The sequence below is a fragment of the Dehalobacter sp. DCM genome (assembly GCF_024972775.1).
Lineage (GTDB): Bacteria > Bacillota > Desulfitobacteriia > Desulfitobacteriales > Syntrophobotulaceae > Dehalobacter.
This window is the reverse complement of sequence record NZ_CP092282.1, coordinates 2946257-2970138: the sequence shown is the minus strand read 5'-3', so window position 1 is coordinate 2970138 and position 23882 is coordinate 2946257. Positions and strand designations below refer to the sequence as shown.

General features: G+C 38.1%; 18 protein-coding genes and 4 pseudogenes. 20 read left to right on the top strand and 2 right to left on the bottom strand.

Features of this window, described 5'->3' with window-relative positions:
* Positions 1–377: 377 nt before the first annotated feature.
* The 3 genes from LPY66_RS13710 to LPY66_RS13700 all read left to right on the top strand — a co-directional run bounded on the left by LPY66_RS13710 (position 378) and on the right by LPY66_RS13700 (position 5282).
* A complete protein-coding gene (locus LPY66_RS13710; protein WP_337984886.1) occupies positions 378–2552 on the top strand; it encodes an AAA family ATPase in 2175 nt (724 codons plus the stop codon).
* A complete protein-coding gene (locus LPY66_RS13705) occupies positions 2549–3826 on the top strand; it encodes an McrC family protein (RefSeq protein WP_337984885.1) in 1278 nt (425 codons plus the stop codon). Before LPY66_RS13710 ends, LPY66_RS13705 begins: the two co-directional genes overlap by 4 nt.
* A 514-nt stretch (positions 3827–4340) precedes the next feature.
* On the top strand, positions 4341–5282 hold the full coding sequence (locus LPY66_RS13700; protein ID WP_337984884.1) for an EcsC family protein: 942 nt from the start codon (positions 4341–4343) through the stop codon (positions 5280–5282).
* 334 nt (positions 5283–5616) lie between these two features.
* Here the strand turns inward: LPY66_RS13700 and LPY66_RS13695 are convergent, their stop codons facing one another.
* Positions 5617–5904 carry a hypothetical protein gene (locus LPY66_RS13695; RefSeq protein WP_337984883.1) on the bottom strand — a complete coding sequence of 96 codons (288 nt, stop codon included), beginning with the start codon at positions 5902–5904 and terminating at the stop codon, positions 5617–5619.
* A gap of 68 nt (positions 5905–5972) precedes the next feature.
* Here LPY66_RS13695 and LPY66_RS13690 point away from each other — a divergent pair, with 68 nt between their 5' ends.
* The 6 genes from LPY66_RS13690 to LPY66_RS13665 all read left to right on the top strand — a co-directional run bounded on the left by LPY66_RS13690 (position 5973) and on the right by LPY66_RS13665 (position 12761).
* Positions 5973–6977: a M23 family metallopeptidase gene (locus LPY66_RS13690; protein WP_337984882.1), complete on the top strand. Its 1005-nt coding sequence runs from the start codon at positions 5973–5975 to the stop codon at positions 6975–6977.
* Between the two features lie 75 nt (positions 6978–7052).
* Entirely contained in the window at positions 7053–8117 is a 1065-nt protein-coding gene (locus LPY66_RS13685; protein ID WP_337984881.1) for a hypothetical protein, read from the top strand.
* Positions 8118–8169: 52 nt separating this feature from the next.
* Positions 8170–9327, top strand: a complete 1158-nt coding sequence (locus LPY66_RS13680; protein WP_337984880.1) for a hypothetical protein — start codon at positions 8170–8172, stop codon at positions 9325–9327.
* 189 nt (positions 9328–9516) lie between these two features.
* The gene (locus tag LPY66_RS13675) at positions 9517–9981 is read left to right on the top strand and encodes a helix-turn-helix domain-containing protein (protein ID WP_337984879.1); all 465 of its coding nucleotides are present in this window, start codon (positions 9517–9519) and stop codon (positions 9979–9981) included.
* Entirely contained in the window at positions 9962–10651 is a 690-nt protein-coding gene (locus LPY66_RS13670; RefSeq protein ID WP_337984878.1) for an IS630 family transposase, read from the top strand. The genes LPY66_RS13675 and LPY66_RS13670 overlap by 20 nt, the downstream gene beginning before the upstream one ends.
* A gap of 34 nt (positions 10652–10685) precedes the next feature.
* Entirely contained in the window at positions 10686–12761 is a 2076-nt protein-coding gene (locus tag LPY66_RS13665; RefSeq protein WP_337984877.1) for a S8 family serine peptidase, read from the top strand.
* Positions 12762–13130: 369 nt separating this feature from the next.
* On the opposite strand, the gene LPY66_RS13660 is transcribed toward LPY66_RS13665, so the two are convergent.
* Positions 13131–13763 carry a DUF3885 domain-containing protein gene (locus LPY66_RS13660; RefSeq protein WP_337984876.1) on the bottom strand — a complete coding sequence of 211 codons (633 nt, stop codon included), beginning with the start codon at positions 13761–13763 and terminating at the stop codon, positions 13131–13133.
* Between the two features lie 163 nt (positions 13764–13926).
* Between LPY66_RS13660 and LPY66_RS13655 the strand changes: the two are divergent.
* The 11 genes and pseudogenes from LPY66_RS13655 to LPY66_RS13615 all read left to right on the top strand — a co-directional run.
* Positions 13927–14788 (top strand): annotated as a pseudogene (locus LPY66_RS13655) (BRO-N domain-containing protein).
* Positions 14789–15071: 283 nt separating this feature from the next.
* Positions 15072–15515 carry a recombinase family protein gene (locus LPY66_RS13650; protein WP_337984875.1) on the top strand — a complete coding sequence of 148 codons (444 nt, stop codon included), beginning with the start codon at positions 15072–15074 and terminating at the stop codon, positions 15513–15515.
* 194 nt (positions 15516–15709) lie between these two features.
* Positions 15710–15805 (top strand): annotated as a pseudogene (locus tag LPY66_RS21020) (TOTE conflict system archaeo-eukaryotic primase domain-containing protein); the annotation flags it as partial.
* Between the two features lie 159 nt (positions 15806–15964).
* Positions 15965–17833 carry a DEAD/DEAH box helicase family protein gene (locus LPY66_RS13645; protein WP_443112493.1) on the top strand — a complete coding sequence of 623 codons (1869 nt, stop codon included), beginning with the start codon at positions 15965–15967 and terminating at the stop codon, positions 17831–17833.
* A gap of 21 nt (positions 17834–17854) precedes the next feature.
* Positions 17855–18889: a virulence RhuM family protein gene (locus LPY66_RS13640; RefSeq protein WP_337984873.1), complete on the top strand. Its 1035-nt coding sequence runs from the start codon at positions 17855–17857 to the stop codon at positions 18887–18889.
* A gap of 70 nt (positions 18890–18959) precedes the next feature.
* Entirely contained in the window at positions 18960–19400 is a 441-nt protein-coding gene (locus LPY66_RS13635) for a recombinase zinc beta ribbon domain-containing protein (protein WP_337984872.1), read from the top strand.
* Between the two features lie 197 nt (positions 19401–19597).
* Positions 19598–20878: a hypothetical protein gene (locus tag LPY66_RS13630; protein WP_337984871.1), complete on the top strand. Its 1281-nt coding sequence runs from the start codon at positions 19598–19600 to the stop codon at positions 20876–20878.
* Between the two features lie 110 nt (positions 20879–20988).
* A complete protein-coding gene (locus LPY66_RS13625) occupies positions 20989–21861 on the top strand; it encodes a hypothetical protein (RefSeq protein WP_337984870.1) in 873 nt (290 codons plus the stop codon).
* A gap of 211 nt (positions 21862–22072) precedes the next feature.
* Positions 22073–22456 (top strand): annotated as a pseudogene (locus LPY66_RS13620) (virulence RhuM family protein); the annotation flags it as partial.
* A gap of 12 nt (positions 22457–22468) precedes the next feature.
* Positions 22469–22627 carry an HNH endonuclease gene (locus tag LPY66_RS21015; protein ID WP_443112492.1) on the top strand — a complete coding sequence of 53 codons (159 nt, stop codon included), beginning with the start codon at positions 22469–22471 and terminating at the stop codon, positions 22625–22627.
* Between the two features lie 94 nt (positions 22628–22721).
* Positions 22722–23513, top strand: a pseudogene (locus LPY66_RS13615) (IS256 family transposase); the annotation flags it as partial.
* Positions 23514–23882 lie beyond the last annotated feature (369 nt).

Sequence of the window (23882 nt, the reverse complement as noted above, 5' to 3'; positions counted from 1 at the left end):
GGTATATTTGGAGTCAGAACAGGTATTTCCTACTCTGGAGGTACATACCAAGCAGAGATGAGTCCCGTTTATGCAAAAAATCAATAATATAGATTATCCGTAAGGTTTTAAAGTTCAAATAGAATTGTTCAATGTTTCAGTTCAAGTGGACAAATATCTGAACAATTTAGTTTTTCTGATAAAATTACCTTGTAAAACGAGAATTGAATAATTGCAGGAATTCTAACGACCTAATAATGAAAATCCTGCATTGCTGGAGGCGTGTCCGGATGTTTTTCTTTTTTTATTTTTTCAATAATGAGGCTATCATAGCGGAATGCGATCGGCTGCTTGAAAAAGGCGTGATAAAGCCGGTATCCCAGATCAATCAGGAGTATATGATGTTTCGCAAACGTTTTGGACCTGATGTTTTAAAAAGTATTGATGGCGAAGAATTGATTGAAACAATCTTCAATGTGATGAATCATGACGGGCTTGCATACTGGCTTGAATTTAAAAATGATGAAATGATGGATACAAGGCATTATGGCAGTATCGCAGGAGGAAGTTCCTTGAAGTACATTATGTATAAACGGAAAAGCGATAATAATTGGATGACCGGAAGCCCTCAGAAACAAGTTATCCTATCACTTGATCAAGCAATTGAAAAAGGCAGAAAGATTCGTGATGCTATAGTTCGAGGCGCTGAAGTCATTTCTAAGTTCGAAAATCCTGATCTCGTAGATTACATGGCTTTACAACAGAGTCTCGATTCGGATGAGGATATTAAAATCGGTGGCTATGGATGGATACATAAATATTATCATATGCTGTTTCCAAATCTTATTGATGCTTTCCACACAACCGGATGGCAAAAGCATTCCCTTTTATGCTATGGACAAAAACCAGAATCTGAGCAGCTTTATGTTTTAACGGGGCAGCTTATGAAGATTATCGGCGAAATTAATAAACCTACTTCCCATGTTATGAGAGCAATGGTTCGTATGTATGGATCGCCAGTTAGTTATTACCGGATCGGTACGAGAGGGAAAACAAGTATGTGGCCTCTCATGCTGGATAATAGTTATATTTCCATTGGATGGCCGGAACTTGGCAATTTAACTCAGTATGGGACAGAAGATAACGAATTGCGGAATTTTTTAAAAAATGCAATTGAACATTACCATCCAAATCCACCTCAGACTGTCTCTCGTGAGGCAAATGAGATCATTAGGTTTTTGAAGACGATTAAAGAAAATGACATCGTCGTGGCTGGAGATGGTAAGAAGACGCTAGGGATTGGGCGGGTCGCAGGCGGATACGAATATCATGAAGGACTGGAATTTCCACATGTAAGAGCAGTGGAATGGATATATATTGGAGATACCCATTTGCCGGAGGATAAAGAAGGTCTTCAGACAACAGTATACCCATTTAAAAATACAGATAACATACTGAAAATACGGGAATTGTTATCAAAAGGAGTTACTGAGCCAAAGAAAGAGGCAATATCAACTTCAGTGGAAAAACTGCTCCTGCCACTGGAAGGCGTCATGAAGAAAATCGAAAGTATCTTAGAACGTAAAAAGCAAATCATTTTGTATGGCCCTCCTGGCACAGGTAAAACATATCATGCCGAGAAAACAGCGCAGGAATTGGCAGCGCGAAGTGTATTTAAAAAATCGTGGAAGGCTCTTACTCCAGAAGAAAAAAGTGTTATTTTAGGCGATAGCCAAATGAGCGGATACGTTCGAATTTGTTGTTTCCATGCTTCATACGGGTATGAGGACTTTATCGAAGGGATAAAACCCCGGGCCGAAAGTGGACAGACCCTGTTTGAACTCCGAGACGGTATATTCAAAAAGCTATGCTCCGACGCTATTTTAGCACCTGAGAAATCTTTTTTCTTGATCATCGATGAAATCAATCGTGGAGACATTTCACGCATATTTGGTGAACTTATCATGCTGATAGAATCCGGAAAACGAGGCAAAGAGCTATACCTTCCCGTGTCTGGTCTATCCTTTTCTGTGCCTGGCAATGTTTATATCGTCGGTACCATGAATACAGCCGACAGATCGATAGCCCTGTTAGATACTGCGCTCCGTAGGCGTTTCGGGTTTTATGAACTGATGCCGGATTATAGCCTGCTTGAAGGAGTAAATTTTGACGCCTTACCGATTGCTGAATGGCTCAAACGTCTTAACCAAAGAATCTGCCAACATATTGGCAAAGACGCCCGTAATTTACAGATCGGTCATTCTTACTTTTTGGAGAATGAAAAACCGATTACTTCCCAAATCCGTTTCCGTCAAATTATTGCGGAGGATATTCTTCCTTTAGTCGAAGAGTATTGTTATGGCGACTATGAGCGTATGCTGACAATTTTGGATTCGGACTTTGTAGACATAAAGAATCAATCTTTACAATACTCCCTGTGTGAAGGTGAATTTAATGAGCTTGTTAACGCACTATTGAAACCCTGCCCAGAAATTCGTTTAAGTGAAGAGCAGGATGATAAAAATGATGTTGAGATCAATGACATCAATCAGTCAGAGGAAGAAGAGCAATGAACTCTACAAACCTCATAAAATTAACGGAATGGTCGGAGCAGTTATTAGATGGTGTGTTCTTTAAAGATGATATTGATCGTAAAGTTGCGCAAAAGCTAGCGGAAAGCGGCATTCTGGAAATCCTTGAAATGAGAAGTGGTATCCTAATAAAAAGCAATTCTTATGTAGGGCGTGTATCATTAGGAAATCTTCATATTCAGATTATCCCTAAATTGCACGGGATGCCGTTAATTACTCTATTACAGTATACTTATGGCATTCGAAACCTAAAATTGCTTCACTATGCTGGCTTCAAAATAGATCATCTGAATTTTTTTGATCTTTTAATTTACACGCTATATTCTTATGCGGAAGATCTATTTAACCGCGGATTGATAAAAGGTTATACAGGGTTCGAAAAAGAATTAGCCTGTGTAAAAGGACGAATTGATATAAGCCATATTGCTAATCGTGGTGGGATAATAACAGCTACCTTGCCTTGTAAGTATTATGAAAGAAATGAAAATACACAGTTGAATCAAGTCCTTCTTGCAGGTTTAAGGCTTGCTGGCAATCTCGCATCAGATAATAATCTGCGTCATAATGTTATGCGTCTATGTGATCAGCTATCTGCGTTTACAGAATATATTAAACTAAATAAGTCAGTGTTAATAATGGCACAAAGGTCCATATCACGTTTGACTGATATGTATGAACCGTCTTTGGAATTGATCAACATCTTATATGAATCGCAGTGTGCTCAGATTGAGGATTGGGCAGAGCAAATTTCTTTGCCGGGTTATTTTTTTGATATGAATTTATTCTTTGAAGCGCTGGTATCAAAGCTGTTAAAAAACCTGGGAGATGAGTATTCAGTAGTTGACCAATACCGCCTTGGAATGTTTTTTGCTTATGAACCTAAACGTAATCCAAAAGGAAAGCGCTCACCGACGCCCCGCCCAGATTTTGCTTTACTTAAAAACGGTTTGGTAGAGCAACTCCTTGATTCAAAATACCGTGATTTGTGGGATAGAAATCTTCCGCGTGATATGCTTTATCAACTTGCGGTGTATGCCGTTAGCGGAGTTGGAAATCAATCTGCGACTATACTATATCCGGCAATGAACGGGCTTCCGGTCCCGCAGCAAATAAATGTGTATAATCCATTATCGAATGGGATTATGGCTAAAGTGTTCATAAAACCCATTGACCTGATTAAAGTAGCAGGTTTTATTGAGCGTGGTGAAAACAATGGGCTATCGGGTTATTTTACGGAGGTAATATGTTATAAGTAATAATTAGACATGAACTTATGGGATAATCTGCGTATTTCTACGTATCTGGACAGGCATTCCAGAGGCATCCGGACGTCATAACGCGATTATCCACACAGCATTTAAACGGCATCTGGACACCTTATCGAGTTTGTAAATAACTGAAAAAATAATATTATTGCCTCGAATATTATTATGGCACTTTCTGAGTCGGAACAGGTATTTCCCATTCTGGGGGCAGAACATTCCAAGCTGCCATAAGACCCATAAGTGCAAAAATAATAGCAAAAACAACTATTATCCGTAGAGTCCTTTTTGCCCGCTTTGAATCAGCTAACGTAAGCGTCCGAAGCCTTTCGAGGAGTCACTTTTCCTCATCTTTGCAAGTTTCATTCTGGCAATGGATATCGACGTGTCAAAAGATTCTTCACTATTTTCCGGCACAATAGCGTGAATATGACCGTCTTCATGACATGTGTCCAAGGTTGGATGAATTAGAGAACTAAAAATAGAAGTATTACCAGGAGAAAAGATAATGGAAAGAAGTGAAACTATAAACCCTTCAAAGTACGAAAACCAAGCAATAAAAGAAATTCATGCTTGGAAGAATCCTAAAAGAACATGGTCTGATAAGGTAATGGAAGTTATTAATTGGCCTATTGAAAAGGTCGGTCAACAAGTTAACAATATTCCGGGGATTGAGACAGTAATTAATAAGTCTGTCGGAGGAACAATTTCACTTTTAAATGATTTTGCCCAATGGAGTGTAAGATCAGAAGCAATTTTTGAAGAATATCGTAAGAATGGATGTAATAATATACAATGCCATAAAGATATTTTTAATGAAGATTTAAGTAAAGTAGATAATACTATCGGATTTTTGGCAGCCAAGTACAAAGCCCTTGCCGTATTAGAAGGAACAGTAGCTGGGGCTGCAGTATCAGCTAGTGAAGTTATAGGAGGTCCTGGAGGTTCAGCTACTGCGATCTTAGCTATTCCTGGAGATGTAATCGCATTACTTACTTTAAGTCTACGAGCAATTGGGGAATATGCAACCTATTATGGCTTTAATGCTTCTTCTCAACAAGAGAGATTATTTATTCTTAATATTCTAGCATATTCATCAAGCCCAAGTGATGTAAGTAAGGAAGTAGCTATGGCACAGCTAGTGAAGTTGGCACAGGATGTTGCAAAAAAGAAGGCTTGGAGAGAATTGGATAAAAGTATTTTTACCCAAATTATTAAACAAGTATCGCAGTCTTTAGGGAAAAGATTAACTAAAGCAAAATTGGCTGAAATAATCCCAGTAGCTGGCGTAATAGTCGGGGGTGGTTTTAATGCATACTTTATGAATAAAATTTGTGAAGCTGCTTATTACCTTTATCGAGAAAGATTTCTTGCTGAAAAGTACGGTGTAAATGTAATCGAGGTTACTGTAAAACCTGCGGAGAGTTATAATCTAAATTACCTTGAATAATTCAAAATATTCATGCGGTTATCATAGATGTTGAATAATGTCGCAATTGCCATTATTGGAAATCATGTAAGACTAATAATGGCGTAGATACGGATAATAATCGTAAATTATGGTTTTGTAATAGCAGACAAGACAAAATATAATCTTAATGCAAATGAAGAACTAATTCCCTGGATGAGGATTTATTTATTGCTTTTGCGAATAACTATTTTGGGACATTGGGAGTCGGAACAGGTATTGTCCATTCTGGGGGCAGAACATTCCATGCTGCCATGAGTCCCATAAGTACAAAAATGATAGCAATAATCGGAGAACGCTGGATCATCTCGAACGATTAAATCTGTCCTGATGATAAATGCTCCATCAACAACTGAAAAACCCGTTTGTTAGAGTTTTCATCCAGGTGAGTCAAACAGAGCAATAGGTCATTGGTAAAGCCTTGAATGTATGCCAAAAGAGCAGGCACAAGAAAAAACCTTTCTTTGATTGCTTTATTTAACTCATCAATGGGGTCTTCTCCGATTAGATGAGCAATATTATCGTAAAGATTATTAATAGCAGACAGACTACAGGCTTCCATAAGTTTTAGTTCCTGTTGATGCCAATAATCCAGTTTATGCAAAGGACTTAGATCCTAGTAACTTAACAACAGCACAAATAGAAAAAGAAAGAGATACTCATCCTAGTGACATGAGTTTAATGCAAAAAGATGTCTTACGCGCTTGTGGAGTTACAGAAGATGAACTTAACACTATTACAAAACGTGAAATTGGCGATATACTTCTATTTGGTAATGTTGTTAAGCCAGAGTACTTAGTACCTTATGTAGCCACTAAAGAAGAAGTAAAGGAAAGTATCGATAAAACGGAAAAAGCACGTCAAGAACAAAAATTGCGTTTTGAACAAAATGGTTTAACATTGGATGATTTAGATTTAATGTCAGAAGATTACTTATTTGAAGAAATAGCAAAAATGCCAATACCTAAGATTCAAAAAATTATAAAAGATGCACGATCATCTTTAAAGACAAATGATGGTGATTTTACTTTACAATATATAACACCTAATCTTTATACAAAATTCAATAAAAATGATATTGGTGCATATGAGTCAACCACTTATCTTTATTTTCAACGATATTCTATGAATACATCATACGCATCAGTTGCAACATCCGCCCATATTTCTGAGGTATCTGATTACGTTAGTGTTGCATATGGTATAGGCAAACGCCTTTTTGGGGTAACATCATTGACAAGTCAGCAATATGCAGGGAATCTTTTTGGAGAACTTACTGAAGGATCAAGTAGTAGCACTAATAAAGTTCATGAAGGCATAGATTTGATACGCTATGAAGGGGCGCCTGTTTATAACCTTATTGATGGTGATGTAATAAATGTTGCGTCTGAATTAGGTGGTACTACAGTTTCAGTTTATCAACCATTTTATGGATCATCCGGTGTTTCGCTTATATATATGCATTTAAAAAATGTTAATGTTGTAGAAGGTCAATATATCTACAATTTCACTTCAAGTTTTGCCCAAGAGGGTAGATATATAAGTGGGAGTGAGAATAACACACATGTTCATGTAGAAGTAAGGAACGGCCAAGCGGAATATGGAAATTCTGGAACGGGTGAAACATTATCATCGGCAAGTCCATATTTGACTTTATTATATTTATCAGCTCAATAAATTAAGTTTGAAGATGGGTACAAATATTTATTACAGTACCCATCTTCAAATACATACTGAGGAGGTATTAATTCGATGAAGAAACGGATATCAATAATATTTCCAATGATATTTGTCATTTTAATAATAATTTTTTCTCTCAGTATAGAAACAAAGAATAATATTTATATAGAAAAACCTATTAACCTAAGTTCAGAATTGTCCGAAAAAGAAATAAATAGGTTTATGATCAACGATATTTTGTGGAATGATAATATAATAATATTTCAATATGAAAACTCAAATTCTGAAAGCAAATATGGAAGTATTAACATATATAATTATCTTAATGATTCTCAATCAGAATTATATAGCTTTAAGGCAAATATTAATACAAATGTACATTATATAAACAAGTTAAATGACGAAAAATTTTATATTCTATCTGACTCAGACATTATAATAATTGATTCAAATACTAAAAGGACTACAAAAATAAATATAAATGATTTTTTAGAAAATACTCAATGGTCCTACGTTGATGAAAATAAAATTGCAGGAATATCTAGTAATGCCAGATATATTGTTACAAATGTAATTGATAATAAGAATAAAAGTTCAAATATAATAATCATTGATTCTACAAAGAATAGTATTGATACAGCTATAAATAAAGCAGAACTGTTATCTGTTAAAGAAGATAAAGTGAACAACTTATTTATGTTGATAAAAAGTGAAAATAACTTTTCCCTTTTAAAATACAATTATGCTACTGGTGAATATATTAATATTCCTAATGTTTACTATTATTATATCTCTCATGACAATAAATATATTATTACAATTGAGGGAGGTACTTATGTTATTAGGGAAATAAATGATCCTCAAAAGGTGATCAAACGATTTGGTTATAATACAGAGCTTTTTGGGAAGGGAGCAGTATTTGTAAGTAATAATTATTATATTGATTCTTTCCCAGATGGGATTAAAGCTTATAAACTGGGTACTCATGAGCCAATCGAAATAGCAAAAATTAGCGGTAATATATATTTTTCAGTTTCTCCAGATAAATCATCTATAATCATATACAATTTTGATCAAGATGATCCATTATCCGGAACATTACGCAGTATTGATATTTCTAACTTGTTAGATAGATAATATAGAAGATTATGCCGTTGGAGAGAATTAGCATAAAAGAATGGAGATTTTTATGAAAAAAACATATTTTATCATTTTATGCCTTATAATATTTATTTCCGGTTGTACAAAGTCACCTGAATTACCTAAAAACTATGAAGCAAACTCAGTAGAATGGCATGATAACGACTTTTTGGTATATCACGCTAAGGATGGTCTTTATGCTTATCAGACTTCAAATGGAACAACAAAAAAACTCTTATCGGAAGAATTGTCGGGGTTCAACTGGAACATAATTGATTTCAATAGCAAGTATTATGGTTCTTCCCTGGACGGATCAAAATATATTCTTTCGACTGGGAAGAGACATATACTTCAAATTTATGAAGCAAATACAGATAAAATAATAAAAACAATTACGCTCAATGACCCAAATGACGAAATTTACGAAGCCGGTTGGTTTGATAATGAAAATATTTTTTTAGCAACAAGATTTACACTTTATTTGGCCAATGTCATAAGTGGAGAGCAAGTCCGAATAACAGAAGATAGTTTTGATTTAATATCTCAATTAGATAAAAGCATTGGAGATTATATTTGGTGGGTAAAAGATGTATATAAAATAGGTGACCAGCTTTACTATAATGGTGTTCGTTCATTCACTGATCAAATATCTAGCACCATATATTATAATGACAAATTGAATGAGCAGAAATTGCTTGAGAAGGCAATTCTGCTGAAAGTGGTAGACGATCAACGTTTTATATATTTGAAGCAAAGTGATAATGGGTATGAAGGTACTTTTTTATACAATATTCAAACAGGAGAATCTTTTCTTATTGCTAAAGAAGATTTGCGCAATACAGGAGGTATTTTCTTAACAAATGATAGTAAACTAGCTTTTGTAACCATGAGTACAGATAGTACCCCTTATTTTGGAGTGATATTTGATCCGGTAACCCTGCAAGCTGAAATATTTGAGATGTTTAAGAATTCATCAAATATAGTTAAAACTAATTTATTCGGACAATTTATGGGGGCCTTTGAAAATAATGGTGGATATGTCTTTTTAATTGGAGGATATCAATATAATTCAAAGACAAATAAGCTAACTCAAGTTGAAGGGTATGAAAGTAAAAAGGGTATTAATATGCAAATTAGTCCGTCAGGTAAGTATATCGTTATTGATGATAACAATTTATTTGATGTAATAAGGTCTGATAACCTGTAAAAGCCAATATAGAGAAAATATAAGATAGATGAAGAAGTTAGTAGTTGTAATTTAATAATATGTTGGGATTTTGCTACAATAGGGGTACTGTTATGAAAAGGCCTTTAATAATTATACTAGTGTTTTGTTAAATCTAAAAGTTGCATAAAATATTTTCTGAGGTATACTGTTATTGAGGGAGGTGGCAGTATGCCTAAGAAAAGATACAGTATCGTTTTGACTGATCAAGAACGGCAGCAATTAATGAAAACCATTAAATGTGGCGCTTCTCCTGCTAAGGCTATTCTTCGCGCTAATATCATTTTGCTTCTGGATGAATCCACCGATAAACATATGAGTGTCCACGAGATTGCCGATGTATTGAATACTTCTCCTACTACAGTAATAAAAGTCAAAAAAGCTTTCTGTGAAAAAGGGGCCGGCGACACTATCAGTCGTAAAAAGAGGTCTAAACCACCGGTAGAAGCCAAAATTACAGGTGATGTAGAAGCGAAGATTATCGCCCTCAGCTGCGGTGAACCACCAGCCGGTTTTTCCCGCTGGACTTTGAGGTTACTGGCTGATAAGAGTGTTGAACTTGATATTATTGATCAGATTAGTTATGTCAGCGTGGGCAGTATTTTAAAAAAACGAATTGAAACCACATCTCCGTAAATGTTGGTGTATCCCTAAAAATGGCAGTGCGGCGTTTGTCGCTAATATGGAAGATGTACTCGATGTTTATCAGCGTGGCTATGATCCAGCTATTCCTGTGGTTTGCATGGATGAAAAACCGTATCAGTTACTTGGAGAAATAAGAGATCCTATACCGGCTAGCCCTGGTTCCGTTGAAAAGTTTGATTCTGAATACCAAAGGAATGGAACATGCAGCATCTTTCTGTTTACTGAGCCATTGGGCGGGTGGAGACATGTCTTCGCCAGAGAACACCGGAAGAAAAATGATTGGGCGACTGAAATCAAAAAAATGCTGACTGTTTATTATCCAGATGCTGAAAAGGTCTGTCTGGTGGCAGACAACTTGAACACTCACAGAATATCTTCGCTTTATGAAGCATTTCCGGCAGAGGAGGCTCATACTTTAGCTAAAAGATTGGAGATCCATTACACTCCTAAGCATGGCAGCTGGCTCAATATTGCAGAAATAGAATTATCCGCGTTGACTAAACAGTGTCTTAACAGGAGAATCAATGCTTTGGATATACTGAATGATCAATTGTTATTCTGGGAGATCGATCGTAACGATAAACAAAAAGGTGTTGACTGGCAGTTTACTACTGAAGATGCACGAGTGAAACTGCGGCACCTGTACCCGAAGATATTATAGTTTTAGATTTAACACTGTACTAGTCATATTTATTTTGATAATATTTGATGTACGTGTTGTTTCTGCATCTATAACAAAAAGTAATTTACTTCAAAGAGAATGGGGATTGTTTGCTGTAGAAGCCCCTGAGGTCTGGTCTATGGGTATTACTGGTAAAGGTGTAATTGTGGCGGTTATTGATACTGGTATTGATACTGATTTAACTGATCTAAATGGTAATATACTTACAGGCTATAATGCCATTACTGAAAGTACGAGTATTGATGATATAGATGATAATAACGGGCATGGAACAAGAGTATCAACTTTGATCGCAGGTAATGGACAAGGACTTGGTCTTTTAGGGGTAGCACCTGAAGCAAAGATTTTGCCTGTTAAAGTAATTGATAATTTTAGCGATGGGAAGGCAGAAAATATTCAGAGAGGGATAATATGGGCAGTAGATAATGGAGCAAAAATAATTAATATGAGTATAGGCAGTTCTAAATTTAACAGTTCTATAAACGAGGCTGTCAAGTATGCCCAAATGAAAGGTTGTATAGTTGTTGCTGCAGCAGGTAACCATATTACCGAGAATCGTTCTAATATTTTGTTTCCAGGTTCTTTACCAGGAGTTGTAACTGTTGGTGCAATTACTAAAGAATACGAAATTGCAACTTTTTCTAATATCGGAAATAGCATGGATGTTTTAGGGCCAGGAACAGAAATATTAACGTATGATATTCGTGAAGAAAAACTCACTGAAGACTATGGCACATCAATGTCAACCCCTTTTGTATCAGGGGTTGCAGCGTTAATCTGGAGTGCTCATCCTGACTGGTCATCCCAACAAGTTATATCTGCCCTGCAAAGCTCAGCGAAGTCATTGGATTCTGCTGGCCGTTCTCCTGAATATGGATTTGGAATGCCAAGTGCTTTAAAGGCAATAAAAATTAGTGACTCAAAAACTTTTCTTGCTCCTGCTAATGTTGATTATTCAGGTGCAATTTTTAAAGAAGGCTTGAGTGATACAATTTTAACAATTTCACCTTTAACATGGCATTGCAATAATGTTATTAATTTAGAAAAAATTGATGCACCTGCTCCGCTTCAATCAAACATTATACCTGCATCTGATACAATCAAAGTATCGTGGGATAGTACTGAAAAACCACATAAAATACTAAAACTGACAGTTCCTATATTTGGTAATTTAAATTTGACAAACTATCTATTCCGCTGGGATGGTTCCCGTTGGGTTAGAGTAGGAGGCGGAAAAGAAGGTGATATGCTCTCTGTTGGAATATATGAACAGGGAATTTATCGGGTTGGACAAATGACGCTCCCTGTACATTTAGATTTATCTGGTGAGGATCCTATTAAAACTGCAATTAACGTAGCAGGCATAGCTTTCCCTACGGGAGCCAGCGCCATAATTTTAGTTAGTTCAGATAATTATTTAAATTCATTGGCAGCAGTTCCTCTGGCTTATAGAATAAATGCTCCAATCTTACTTATAAATGCTGATTTTTTAGATATAAGAGTTAAAGAAGAAATTAAGCTTCTAGCTCCTAAATCAATTTATTTAATTGGTGGAACAGAGGATATTACGACTAAAGTTGAATTAGAATTAGCTGAAATTACTAATGTTCATAGAATAGCTGGAAGTAATCAATATGATACTGCTGCCCAAATAGCAAAATATTTAGGAACAACAGGTAAAGCAATTATAGCTAGTGGCGAAAATTTCCCGGACGCTCTTTCAGTTGCCGCTATTGCGGCACAAGAAGGAATCCCAATATTATTGACAAATAATTCAGGCTCTCTTCCTATTGAAACTTTTGATGCATTAAACTTTTTACGAGTTACAGATACAGTTGTAATTGGAGGCAATAAAGTTGTTTCAGATGATATATTTGAACAATTACCTGGTCCCATTCGTTTAGGGGGATTAAATCGTTATTCTACAAACCATGTTGTTAATGATACGTTACCATTAGACAGGGAGTTTTTTGTTTGCGTTAGTGTAGAAGATTTCCATGATGCCCTCATTGGAAATGTGTTAGCATCAGTTAATAGTTCAAATGTCTATTTTAAGTCTAAAACACCATTATATTTAGACAATTTATGACCTGTAGCCATCAAAAATGTCATCTGGAGTAAAATTGATGAAAAAATGGGATCAAAATTTTATTTGCGTGAATTGGAAAATTAAATTCCAGTCCAGCCACGAGTGGTGTCTGGTTTTTTAAAAAAGCGGATCTCAGTAAATCCGTTTTCGAGGAAAATAACCTTCCGCCAAGGAACCAGTGGGTCTTCACGACAACATTTTTGTCTACTCAAGGCATACGGAATGTTGCTGCCTGTTGGAGAGGGAGTAATGCCTTGATAATAAAGGATTTGAGATAATTCTGCTGAATTTGATAACAGGCTACCCTTGAGGATATAAAACAGATTACATAGCCTCCAAATGTAGTAATTGCAAGTATAGGGGGCTATTTTAACCTTCGAATGTCTTGTGTATTTGCTCTTTATCATCTTTCAATACCCAGTCTCCGAATTTATAGTAAAGATGTGCAATTGTATCTCGATATTCAGCGACAACATCAAGGCCCCGGTCATCATACAAATGGAATAATATATTCAGATTCGTATCAAGCAGGAATATTGATGAAACAAGTTCGCAAAAACCACCGATATCCGCCTTTATTATCTCCTCAAGAAGTTTTTTTGCTTTTATATCATGCTTTTTTAAATCCCAATAGCATCGTAACTCTTCCTCGGGTTCATCTCGTGAGTCATCCTGTGGCAGCGTTGTGGAGAAGCGTTCCTGCGGTAACGGCAGACCGGTTATCCTGCCAAAATAGTGAAGCAGCTTTTTCTCGGATTTCTCTCTGTCGGGGTATAAAATCCAAAGCAACGTATCAAAGCTGCTGGGTGTATTTTGATAAATGGTATAGGCTCTCTGCAACGCTGTCCGCACATACTTTTTACTGGGCATTGTCAAGAAGAGATATGGGGAACCTACACCAATTTCAAAACGTATTCCCACAGGACAGTTGTAAAATATCGGGGGTTCAATTTTATCAAGCCCAAGTTTGGTTGCGGTTACATCTACTTTTTCTTTCAGCATTTCATAAGCCTCCGGCACATCTTTATTTAGTATGCCAACTTGTACATAAGCTATAATCAATCCATTCCTATCGTCGAAAATTAAGCATTGCGCCAAGAACATATGTTTGGTACAATCTAATTACGGAGAATTTGCCATAATTAGAAGGGCGGTGAGGGGAATAGTGGATGAAAATAATAAGATTCAATTATTTGAGGATAAGCGAATTCGTACAGCTTGGGATGAAGAGAAACAAGAGTGGTACTTTTCTGTGGTGGATGTAGTAGAAACACTGACTGGAAGCGCCAATCCTAATAATTATTGGAAAGTGCTTAAATCCAGATTGATACAAGAAGGTAATCAGTCGGTTACAAATTGTAACCAACTGAAAATGAAATCACATAAAGACGGGAAAAATTATAAAACAGACGTTGCAAATACTGAACAGCTTTTGCGCATCATACAGTCCATTCCGTCACCCAAAGCCGAGCCATTCAAAATGTGGCTTGCTCAGGTTGGACGAGAGCGAATAGAAGAGACGATTGATCCAGAACTCACCATTGATCGAGCTCTTATTACATATTTAAAAAAGGGTTATACCCGCGAGTAGATTAACCAACGTCTCCAGGCAATTCAGGTTCGTAAAGAACTTACAGACGAATGGGATGATCGTGGAATAAAGCGAGGACAAGAATACGCTATTCTGACCGACGAAATTACAAGGGCATGGTCCGATATGACGACTCGACAGTACAAACAGCTTAAAGGTGTAAAAAAGGAAAATCTCCGCGACAATATGTCAACATTGGAACTGGTTCTGAATATGCTTGCAGAAGCCACAACAACCGAGATTTCCAAGGCAACGGAACCACAAACCTTTGAAGAAAACAGACAAGTGGCTTTAGCGCGGTGGTCGCATTGCTGGAAATACTCGCAAAGAAATAGAAGCGGATACAGGAAAACCTGTCATTACAAAGAAGAATGCGGTTGACTTTTCTCAACTAATCACTGATGTTATCGAGGAAACTAATCAAGATGACATGTAAAGCTGATTTGAATAGGAAAGGACTAATTGGATGACCTTATTTATGAAAAGCTGTTATCATAAAGCAATCGCCGCCAAGGCCCCACCAGGCACAAGCGGCATCTTTTTTATATTCTCAAGGCACGTTGAAGCCGTAGTCCTGTTGCAACGCGTGGAAAGCTGACGTTGCAAGGCTTAACGGGATTGTGGCAAGAAATATGCTTTGACGTGAGTGAATTCCCTCACGTCTTTTATTTTTGGTAGAATATTAATGGGTGTCTCATTTTATATAGATGTGAAGGAAAATGAAGAATGTAAGGATTATACCCGCTAAACCGAAAGAAAATAAAAAGCTCAGGGTTGCCGCTTACTGCAGGGTCAGTACCTCCGGGCCGGAGCAGATACGTAGCATTGAGATTCAGATAAGCGCATACACGAAGATGATAAAAAGTCATCCCAACTGGATTTTTGCCGGTGTTTATTGTGATATTGAAAGCGGGCTGCGGCGAAGCGGCAGAAAAAGTCTAGATAAACTGCTTGAGAAAGCAGCGAAAGGCCAAATCGATTACATCATAACCAAGTCAATCAGCAGGGTATCGAGAGATACGCTGGAGGTTTTAAAGATTATAAGATTTTTAAGGGAGAGAGGAATCAATATGCATTTTGAAAATGAGAAGCTGGACTCAATCGAGGCGGATAAAGAATTTGAGATTACGCTAAGGGGTAAGCTTATGATGAAGGCATGTTGAGAAATGAAGTTGATAAAATCCAGGTTTTTGATGCCTATATTCAAATTTTCCGTAAAGATGGGTCACAGGATAAGAGGTCATTCTGGAATGACTGAACTTGTGATATACTAATAAATGTCAATAAGAATGGAAGGTAGAGCCTCCGGCACAGATTATCGGGGTAAAGCCCAACGCAGAAGAAACAAGCTAATGCCAGAAAACACAATAATAGTGTATTTATTGATGAGAATTTTCAGCCATACGCTGACCAGTGGAGCTTTTTAAGTAATATCCGAATTTTGAGTGATGAAGATATCGATACGTATATCTCACAGCTTTGCGGCAGTAATGAACTGGGAGATTTGAGGCAAAGCGATGATGAAGATATACATCCTTGGGAAAGAAAAAGGCCGGATAGTAAGCTAAATAAAGCAGATATCCCTGATGCGGTTTATATAACAAAAGCAAATATGCTCTACATTAGTAAAAAAGGATTTTCAAATAAAGCATTGAACAGCTTAAAACACATAGCAGCTTTCAAAAATTCTGATTTTTACAAGGCGCAGGCGATGAGATTACCGACGTATGATAAGCCAAGAGTCATCTCTTTATCAGATGAAACACCGGATTATTTGTGTATTCCAAGAGGCTGTGAGTCTGATTTGGTAAATTTGTTTGGCACCTTTAAAGCCGATATAAAATGGGCTGATGAAACTTCATTAGGTAGAAATGTTAATGTTGAATTTAACGGAGAGCTTCGTGATGAACAGGCTGATGCAGCAAACTCAATGCTGCTGCACGATAATGGAGTTTTATCCGCAACTACTGCTTTTGGGAAAACAGTGATAGGAGCAAAACTTATATCCGAAAGAAAAGTGAATACTCTTGTGCTTGTCCACACCCAGCAATTGTTGGAACAGTGGAAGGAACGGCTTATCCAATTCCTGACGATAAATGAAGAATTGCCTGACGAATCGGTAAATAAAAGAGGAAGAAAAAAAGTAAGGAGTATTATTGGGCAACTTGGCGGCGGCAAGAAAAACCTTAGCGGTATTATTGATATTGCTGTTATGCAGTCATTGGTAAAAGGTGACGAGGTAAACGACGTTGTCCGGGATTATGGCATGGTTATTGTTGACGAATGCCATCATGTACCTGCGTTTAGCTTCGAACAGATTCTTAAAAATGTCCCCGCAAAATATGTCTATGGACTTACAGCAACTCCTGTGAGACAAGACGGGCACCATCCAATTATATTTATGCATTGCGGACCTGTGAGATATAAGGTGGATGCGATAGAGCAAGCTGAAAAAAGACCTTTTGATCACTATATTATTCCACGTTTCACTCCTTTCAGAAAACCTGTCAGTCAGGACGAAAAGGAGTGGTCCATAGGTGAAATATATTCTGAAATCAGCACTAGTCAAATCAGGAATCAGTTAATCATAAAAGATGTAATCGGCTGCGTAAAAGAAGGCCGCAACCCTATTATTCTGACTGAGAGGACGGCCCATGTCGAATTAATCGCAAATCAGTTATCGGAGGCGCTTCCGAATGTTGTTGAGTTAATCGGCGGAATGTCAACGAAGGAGAGAAGATCCGCGCTTGAAAAGCTAGCAAGCATTCCGGCAAATGAGAATATTGTTATTGTTGCCACAGGCAGATTTGTTGGAGAAGGCTTTGATGAACCAAGATTAGATACTTTGTTTCTGGCAATGTCTGTTGCGTGGAAAGGAACAGTACAGCAATATGCCGGACGGTTGCACAGGTTGTATCAAAGTAAGAATGAGGTTCAGATTTATGATTATGTGGATGTCCATGTTGGTGTACTTGAACGGATGTATCACAAGAGGCTTAAGGGGTATGTTTCCATAGGATATTCTGCCAAAAGCGACAGCAAGCAGTTTGAGGCGACAAACGCTATTTTTGATAACCATAACTTTATGACTGTGTTCAGCAATGATATTTCATCCTCAAAAGTTGATATTGTTATAGTAAGCCCATATATGACAAAGAAGCGGCTGTATCAGATGCTGGGTGTCCTATCTTCCGGCATTAATAATGGAGCTAAGCTTACAATAATAACCAGGCCTGAGTCGGACTATAAGGAGAAAGACAAGCTGGCATTTGCTGAAATGGTTAATTCCATAAGAGGCACAGGAGCAAGCATTATTTTCAAGTCAAATATTCATCAGAAGTTTGCGATAATTGACCAGAGAATTGTTTGGTATGGAAGCATAAATCTTCTGAGCTTTGGAAGCGCTGAGGAAAGCGTAATGCGCCTGGATAGCATAAATATAGCGAATGAGTTGATAGGAACAATTGAAGATACGTTATGAGAAGGAGGGGGAATACTTGTAATGAGTAATATAATCAGCGTCAGCGAGGGCAAAATTGCGCTTTATTCAATAGGTGACAGCAGCGTTTATGTGGATGTTGTATTTAAGGATGAGACTTTCTGGATGACACAGAAGGCTATTACACAATTATTTGAAGTCGATTTGTCCGTTATATCACGGCACTTGAAAAATATCTATGCCGAAGAGGAATTATCGCTTGAAGCAACTATTGCAAAAATTGCAATAGTTCAAAACGAAGGTGGACGTAAAGTGAACCGCTCCCCTGAGTTTTACAGTTTAGACGCTATTATCGCTGTTGGTTATCGGGTTAATTCAAAAAAAGCAACGAGATTTCGTCAATGGGCTACACAAACGTTGAAAGAGTATATCCAAAAAGGCTATCTTTTAAATATGGATATGCTGAAAAACGGAAGGCAGTTCGGGCGTGATTACTTCGACGAGTTACTGGAGAAAATTCGTGAAATCCGTGCCAGTGAACGTCGTGCCTACCAAAAGATAGCTGATGTATTCGAGCAGTGCAGCTATGACTACGATAAAGACAGCGAGCTTACCAAAGAATTTTACGCATTTGTGCAGAATAAGCTGCACTATGCTGTCACAGGGAAAACAGCAGCGGAACTCATTTCTGAGCGTGTTACGCTTGAACACCCTACAATGGGTCTTACCACATGGAAAGACGCTCCAAAAGGGAAAATACTGAAAAGAGATATTGGTGTGGCAAAGAATTATCTGAATGAAAAGGAGATTTCACGTCTCAACAGACTTGTCACTATGTTCATCGACTATGCCGAACTCATGGCAGAGGATGGCATAGCGATGAGTATGCAGGACTGGTTGCAAGAAACAGACAATTTTCTTAAAAATAACCGGCGACGTGTACTTGAGGGCAAGGGGCATATTTCACATGAGGATGCAATGAAAAAAGCTGCGGAAGTTTACGAACAGTTTCGTATTCAACAGGATAAGGATTATATCTCTAACTTCGATGAGGCAATGTCGGAGTATTTAAAAGGGAAAGACAACACGCCGGATTAACTATGAATATTGGCTTATAAGAGAGATTGTTTCTGAAATCCATCTTGCCGCACAGCGACACAAGTATTATGTGAAAGACAGCCATCCCGCCATTGTCTCCGCCGAAGTGTTTGATAAGGTGCAGGAGGAAATGGCCAAGCGTGCAAGGCTAGTCAGTAATGAGGATGGCACAGCAGAAATAAGCAGAAGCAAATATAGCGGTAAATATCTTCTGGGGAATTTGCTTGTGTGCGGCGATTGCGGAGCGTCTTATCGTAGAAGGACTGAGCAGGGCAAGGTTGCCTGGCGCTGCGCAACAAGGATTGAAAAAGGCAAAGAGGCATGCTCCCACTCCCCTACTCTGGATGAAGGGTGGGTACAGGATGCGCTGGGCGCTGCTCTCTGCCAGAACGGAGCTTATGATGAAGGTATGGTGAGAAATGAAGTTGATAAAATCCTGGTTTTTGATGCCTATATTCTAATATTCCGCGCAGATGGCTCGAAAGATAAAAGGTCATTCCGGAATGACTGAACCTGTGATATACTAATAATTGTCAATAAGAATGGAGGCTAAAGCCTCCGGCAAAGATTGATCGGGGTAAAACCCAATGCAGAAGAAACAAGCTGAGAGGCTTGTTTTATGCTATGGAATGTCTTTTTGGTTAGTATAATTTTTCGGAATTACAAACATAAAAGACATTAGATGATCACTTTCAGAAAGAGGTTGCAATGTTTCGAAATCTCATAAAGAAATCTGAGCCAGAAATAATTATAATAAAGCCACCGCTATCTCACCAAAACGAGTGGGGTGGCGATGGGTTGGTTTTCTATGTGAAAAACGGGAAAGGTCTGCTATCCGCTAAGTATGGTTATTTAGAAAAAGAGGCATTAGCGACTTTAGTCTATGGAAATACCCCACTCATAAAGTTCCAAGCGGATGAAGCCTATTTCTGCCCAACATGTGAAAAGCTTGTTGCCGCCGGATATGGTCTTGAAATGAGCGATCAAAAGGTAATATCTGAGTTGCGGGAAGTTTTGAATCATAAATTTATATCATTAGAGAAGTCCCTTAAAAACCTTCAGTTTTTATTGGGATTATTGCCATCAGGCTACTATGCGCTCGTTGACACAGAATTGTGTCCTACAGATGGCAATGGGGAGTTCTTCTGGAAACTAAATAATAAGCCAACTTATAATAAAGCTTCATGCCCGATATATGGCGGAGATGGTTTATGGAGCCATGGAATACCATATTATATTTTACCGACACAGCCGCCGTCCCACTATAACCCTAAGCAAGCGGAGTTTTATAGAAATAATGATGACTATAGGGCGATAGCTTATCATATGGATGGATATCTGTGCGCGTTGATCGATGGGCATCATAAGGCTGTAGCTGCGGCAATTGACAAGAAAAAACTTAACGCGCTTGTCATAATCCCTACAAGTTCTGTATCCATACCGAATGACAACCAAAATTATAAAGGTGGAATATCAATAAATGGCGTACTTTTAGATCCGGATGAGTTGATTACGCCTATGGAACAAATAATGAAATCATTTAAATCTGGGCAGTTAAGCAAAGAGGAAACAGAAAAATATTTATCAATGCGGAATATTGATTTTGATAAAAAATATGAATGGCCACTGGAAATATTAGAAGTTGAAAAGGTCTTCCCGGATGCTTTAACTGTCGCAAGGCAGCAATGGGCAGGGTATACATCAGATGAAAGGTTAGATCGTATATTAAGGAATCAGGAAGTTATATCAGACCGAGACGCCCTAAATATTGCGGTAGCGTTATTTTTTCTAAGGAATCCACGTTTCAAGGAAATGGCATTTTATTTCTGCAGAAAATATTCTTATGCGCCGGTTTGGTATAGGATTTTTGGTTTGCTTGCAAAAATAAAAGATGAAGAAGTTGAGAATTTCTTTGTAGACTATCTTATTGGGGACGATAAGGAGCACCCGGAGATAAAGAAAATTATAGATAAATACTTTTCGGCTTGACAGTTATGAAAGCTCTGCAGATAGCAGCAGCACTGATAACAAGGGAATCGGAGGGCAGATGTGATGCCTGAGATACTTCGCAAAATGCGAAAAGGCAGAGTAGGTGCAACATGAAAAATCAGTACATTGGCGACATCGGAGATTATGGAAAATATGGCATGCTCAGATACCTTGAGAAAAGTGGTATAAAAATAGGTGTAAATTGGTATCTGACTGAGAATGACGATTCAAATGATGGAAAATTCACAACGTATCTTGATAATGACAAAGAACGATATCTTGATCCTGAACTGTTTGACTTATTGAAGAAGGTAGTTGTGTGCGAAGATAAGTCGGTATCGATGATTGAGCATGCAGAGATATTTTTCTCAACATGCTTTTATCATAAGCTTATTTCAAGAGAAAACCGTGATGAGTGGCATGATAATGCGTTAGAAGCTTTGAGGGATGCAGAGCTTGTTTTTTGTGATCCTGATAATGGGTCGATTGGCACGAAGTCTAAAGGCAGTAAAAATTCAGAGAAATATATTTGCCCTTTGGAAATTGTTGATTATTACAATAGAGGTCAGAATGTTGCTTATTATTGCCATAAGGCTCGTCGAACTTGGGAGCAGTGGGATAAAACTAAGAATGAAATGATTGAATATCTTCCAGATGCCAGGATATATATCCTTACATATCATAAGGGAACACAACGCTCTTATATTTTTGTTATGCATCCGGAAGATGGGCGCAGATATACAGCCATTCTTCAAAAATTTCTTTATACAAATTGGAGCAGGGTTTTTACAGAAGAATCTCCTGAGAAAAACAGCCCATCCAGCAAGAGTGTAGGCGGAAAACTTGAACTGGAAATGGATTCCGGTGTCATTGCAACAATAACTGCTCAAGAGGATGGATGGGTAACAATTCAGTTTTCAGACCAACCAGGGAGGAGTACAAGGACACGCATCGATCATTTTCTTAGCAATTACAGACGTTAAATCTTTCGTATGATGCCATGCTACCTCATAGCCTCATTGCTTTCTTACGAAGAGCTTTCTAACGATAGATACTCGTTTTTATCATGTGCAAGAGAACAAATGTTTGGTATAATTGAATTGACTGCTAAATGTAGTCAACTGCCCACAGATTGTAGGCAGTTGAAAATTAAAGCAGTGGATTATCAATAAGTCAAGGTGGGGATATAATCTTATGGCGATGAAAATAAAGAATGAAATAACAATCCGTTCCAGTGCGGCGGAATACTTGACTTTTATTGCTGCAACGGGTGATGATCCTCAAAGTTTTGAAATGCGTTATGAAGACGAAAACATCTGGCTTACGCAAAAGATGCTGGCAACGCTTTATGATGTTGATGTACGAACAATAAACGAACATATGCAAAAGATATATTCCGATAATGAACTTGAACAAGAATCAACTATCCGGAATTTCCGGATAGTTCAAAATGAAGGTTCACGTCAAGTTGCACGCGATATTAAACATTATAATCTGCAAATGATTATTGCTGTGGGTTTTAAAGTAAACAATGAACGAGCTGTTCAATTTCGTAAATGGGTGAATCAGATTGTTAAGGCCAAAGCAGCCATGCAGATATCCGGGTTGCCCGGAACTGACGGAAGGCCGGTATTGCCTAAAACACAGCCAATTGACAGAAGGAAAAAACAGGACGAAACCAACTGGCAGCCGCTGTGTATTAAGTGCCACAACCGGAAAACGAAGACGAAGGATCAGTATCGGGAGTAGAAGTATTAAGCGTTAAAACGTTTAATGTATAATGTGTTTACTTTCAGAGGCTGAATCAGTTTCAATAAACAGTCCCCAGTCGGTATGAGCGTTCAGCCAGTTAAATAAGAAGGTTTACGGTCACATTGAAATCTGGCGGAATCGCCCATTGAAAGGTAAATATCCCTATGTCTATGTCGACGGGATCTATCTCAAACGCAACTGGGGCGGCGAATATGAAAATGTCGCTATTCTCATTGCTCTGGCCGTCAATGAGGATGGTTACAGAGAAGTTATTGGCGCTGCCGAAGGGATGAAGGAAGACAAAGCCAGCTGGCAGGATTTTCTCAAAAGGCTAAAAGAACGCGGACTTACAGGGACACAATTATTCATCGGTGACAAATGTCTAGGACTACTGGAAGCAGACAATGAAACCTTTCCTGAAGCTAAATTTCAACGCTGTCATGTTCATTTTTACCGGAATGTATTCTCTGTGACGCCGCGATCAAAAATGAAAGAAGTCGCTGCGATGCTTAAGGCAATTCATGCTCAGGAAGATAAAGTCGCTGCCAAAGAGAAGGCGGCTGCAGTCGTAAACAAGCTCAAAGACATGAAGTTAAAAGAAGTAGCTAAGAAAGTCGAGGATAGTATCTCAGAGACCTTGACCTACATGGATTTCCCTCGAGCCCATTGGACAAAACTGCGTAGCAACAATGTCATTGAACGGCTAAATCGGGAAATCCGGCGGAGAACCCATGTTGTGGGAACCTTCCCGGATGGCAACTCAGCACTGATGCTGGTCTGCGCACGACTCCGACATGTTGCCAGCAAAGCTTGGGGAACTAAACTCTATATGAGCAGGAGGCATCTTGAAGAAATGAACAAGGAAAACAGCTTGGCCGGTTAAATACCGGTATTTAACCAGAAATACTCTGGGGTAGTCTTGACATGGGACCCTGCGGCGGATGCTTCAATGGGTCGCGGGATGTGGCTCAACTGATGGATTCCTTTGAGGTAAGCCCCATCCCTTGATTTAGGGTAGCATGCGCCGCCCCCATGTCAAGTCTTGCTCTGGGGTCAACATAAAACTAAAGCCTTCTGCCAAGCAGAATTAAATTTGCGAAAAATTATTGACAGTACCTACAAAGCTAAATCCCCTTTATATGCTGGCAAAAAAAAGTGGTAAAAATTTTTTTATCACCCTTACACATATTCATGCCTCAAGATCTTTATCTCATACAGAGTTATTATTGTGAGCATAAACCACCAACTAGAA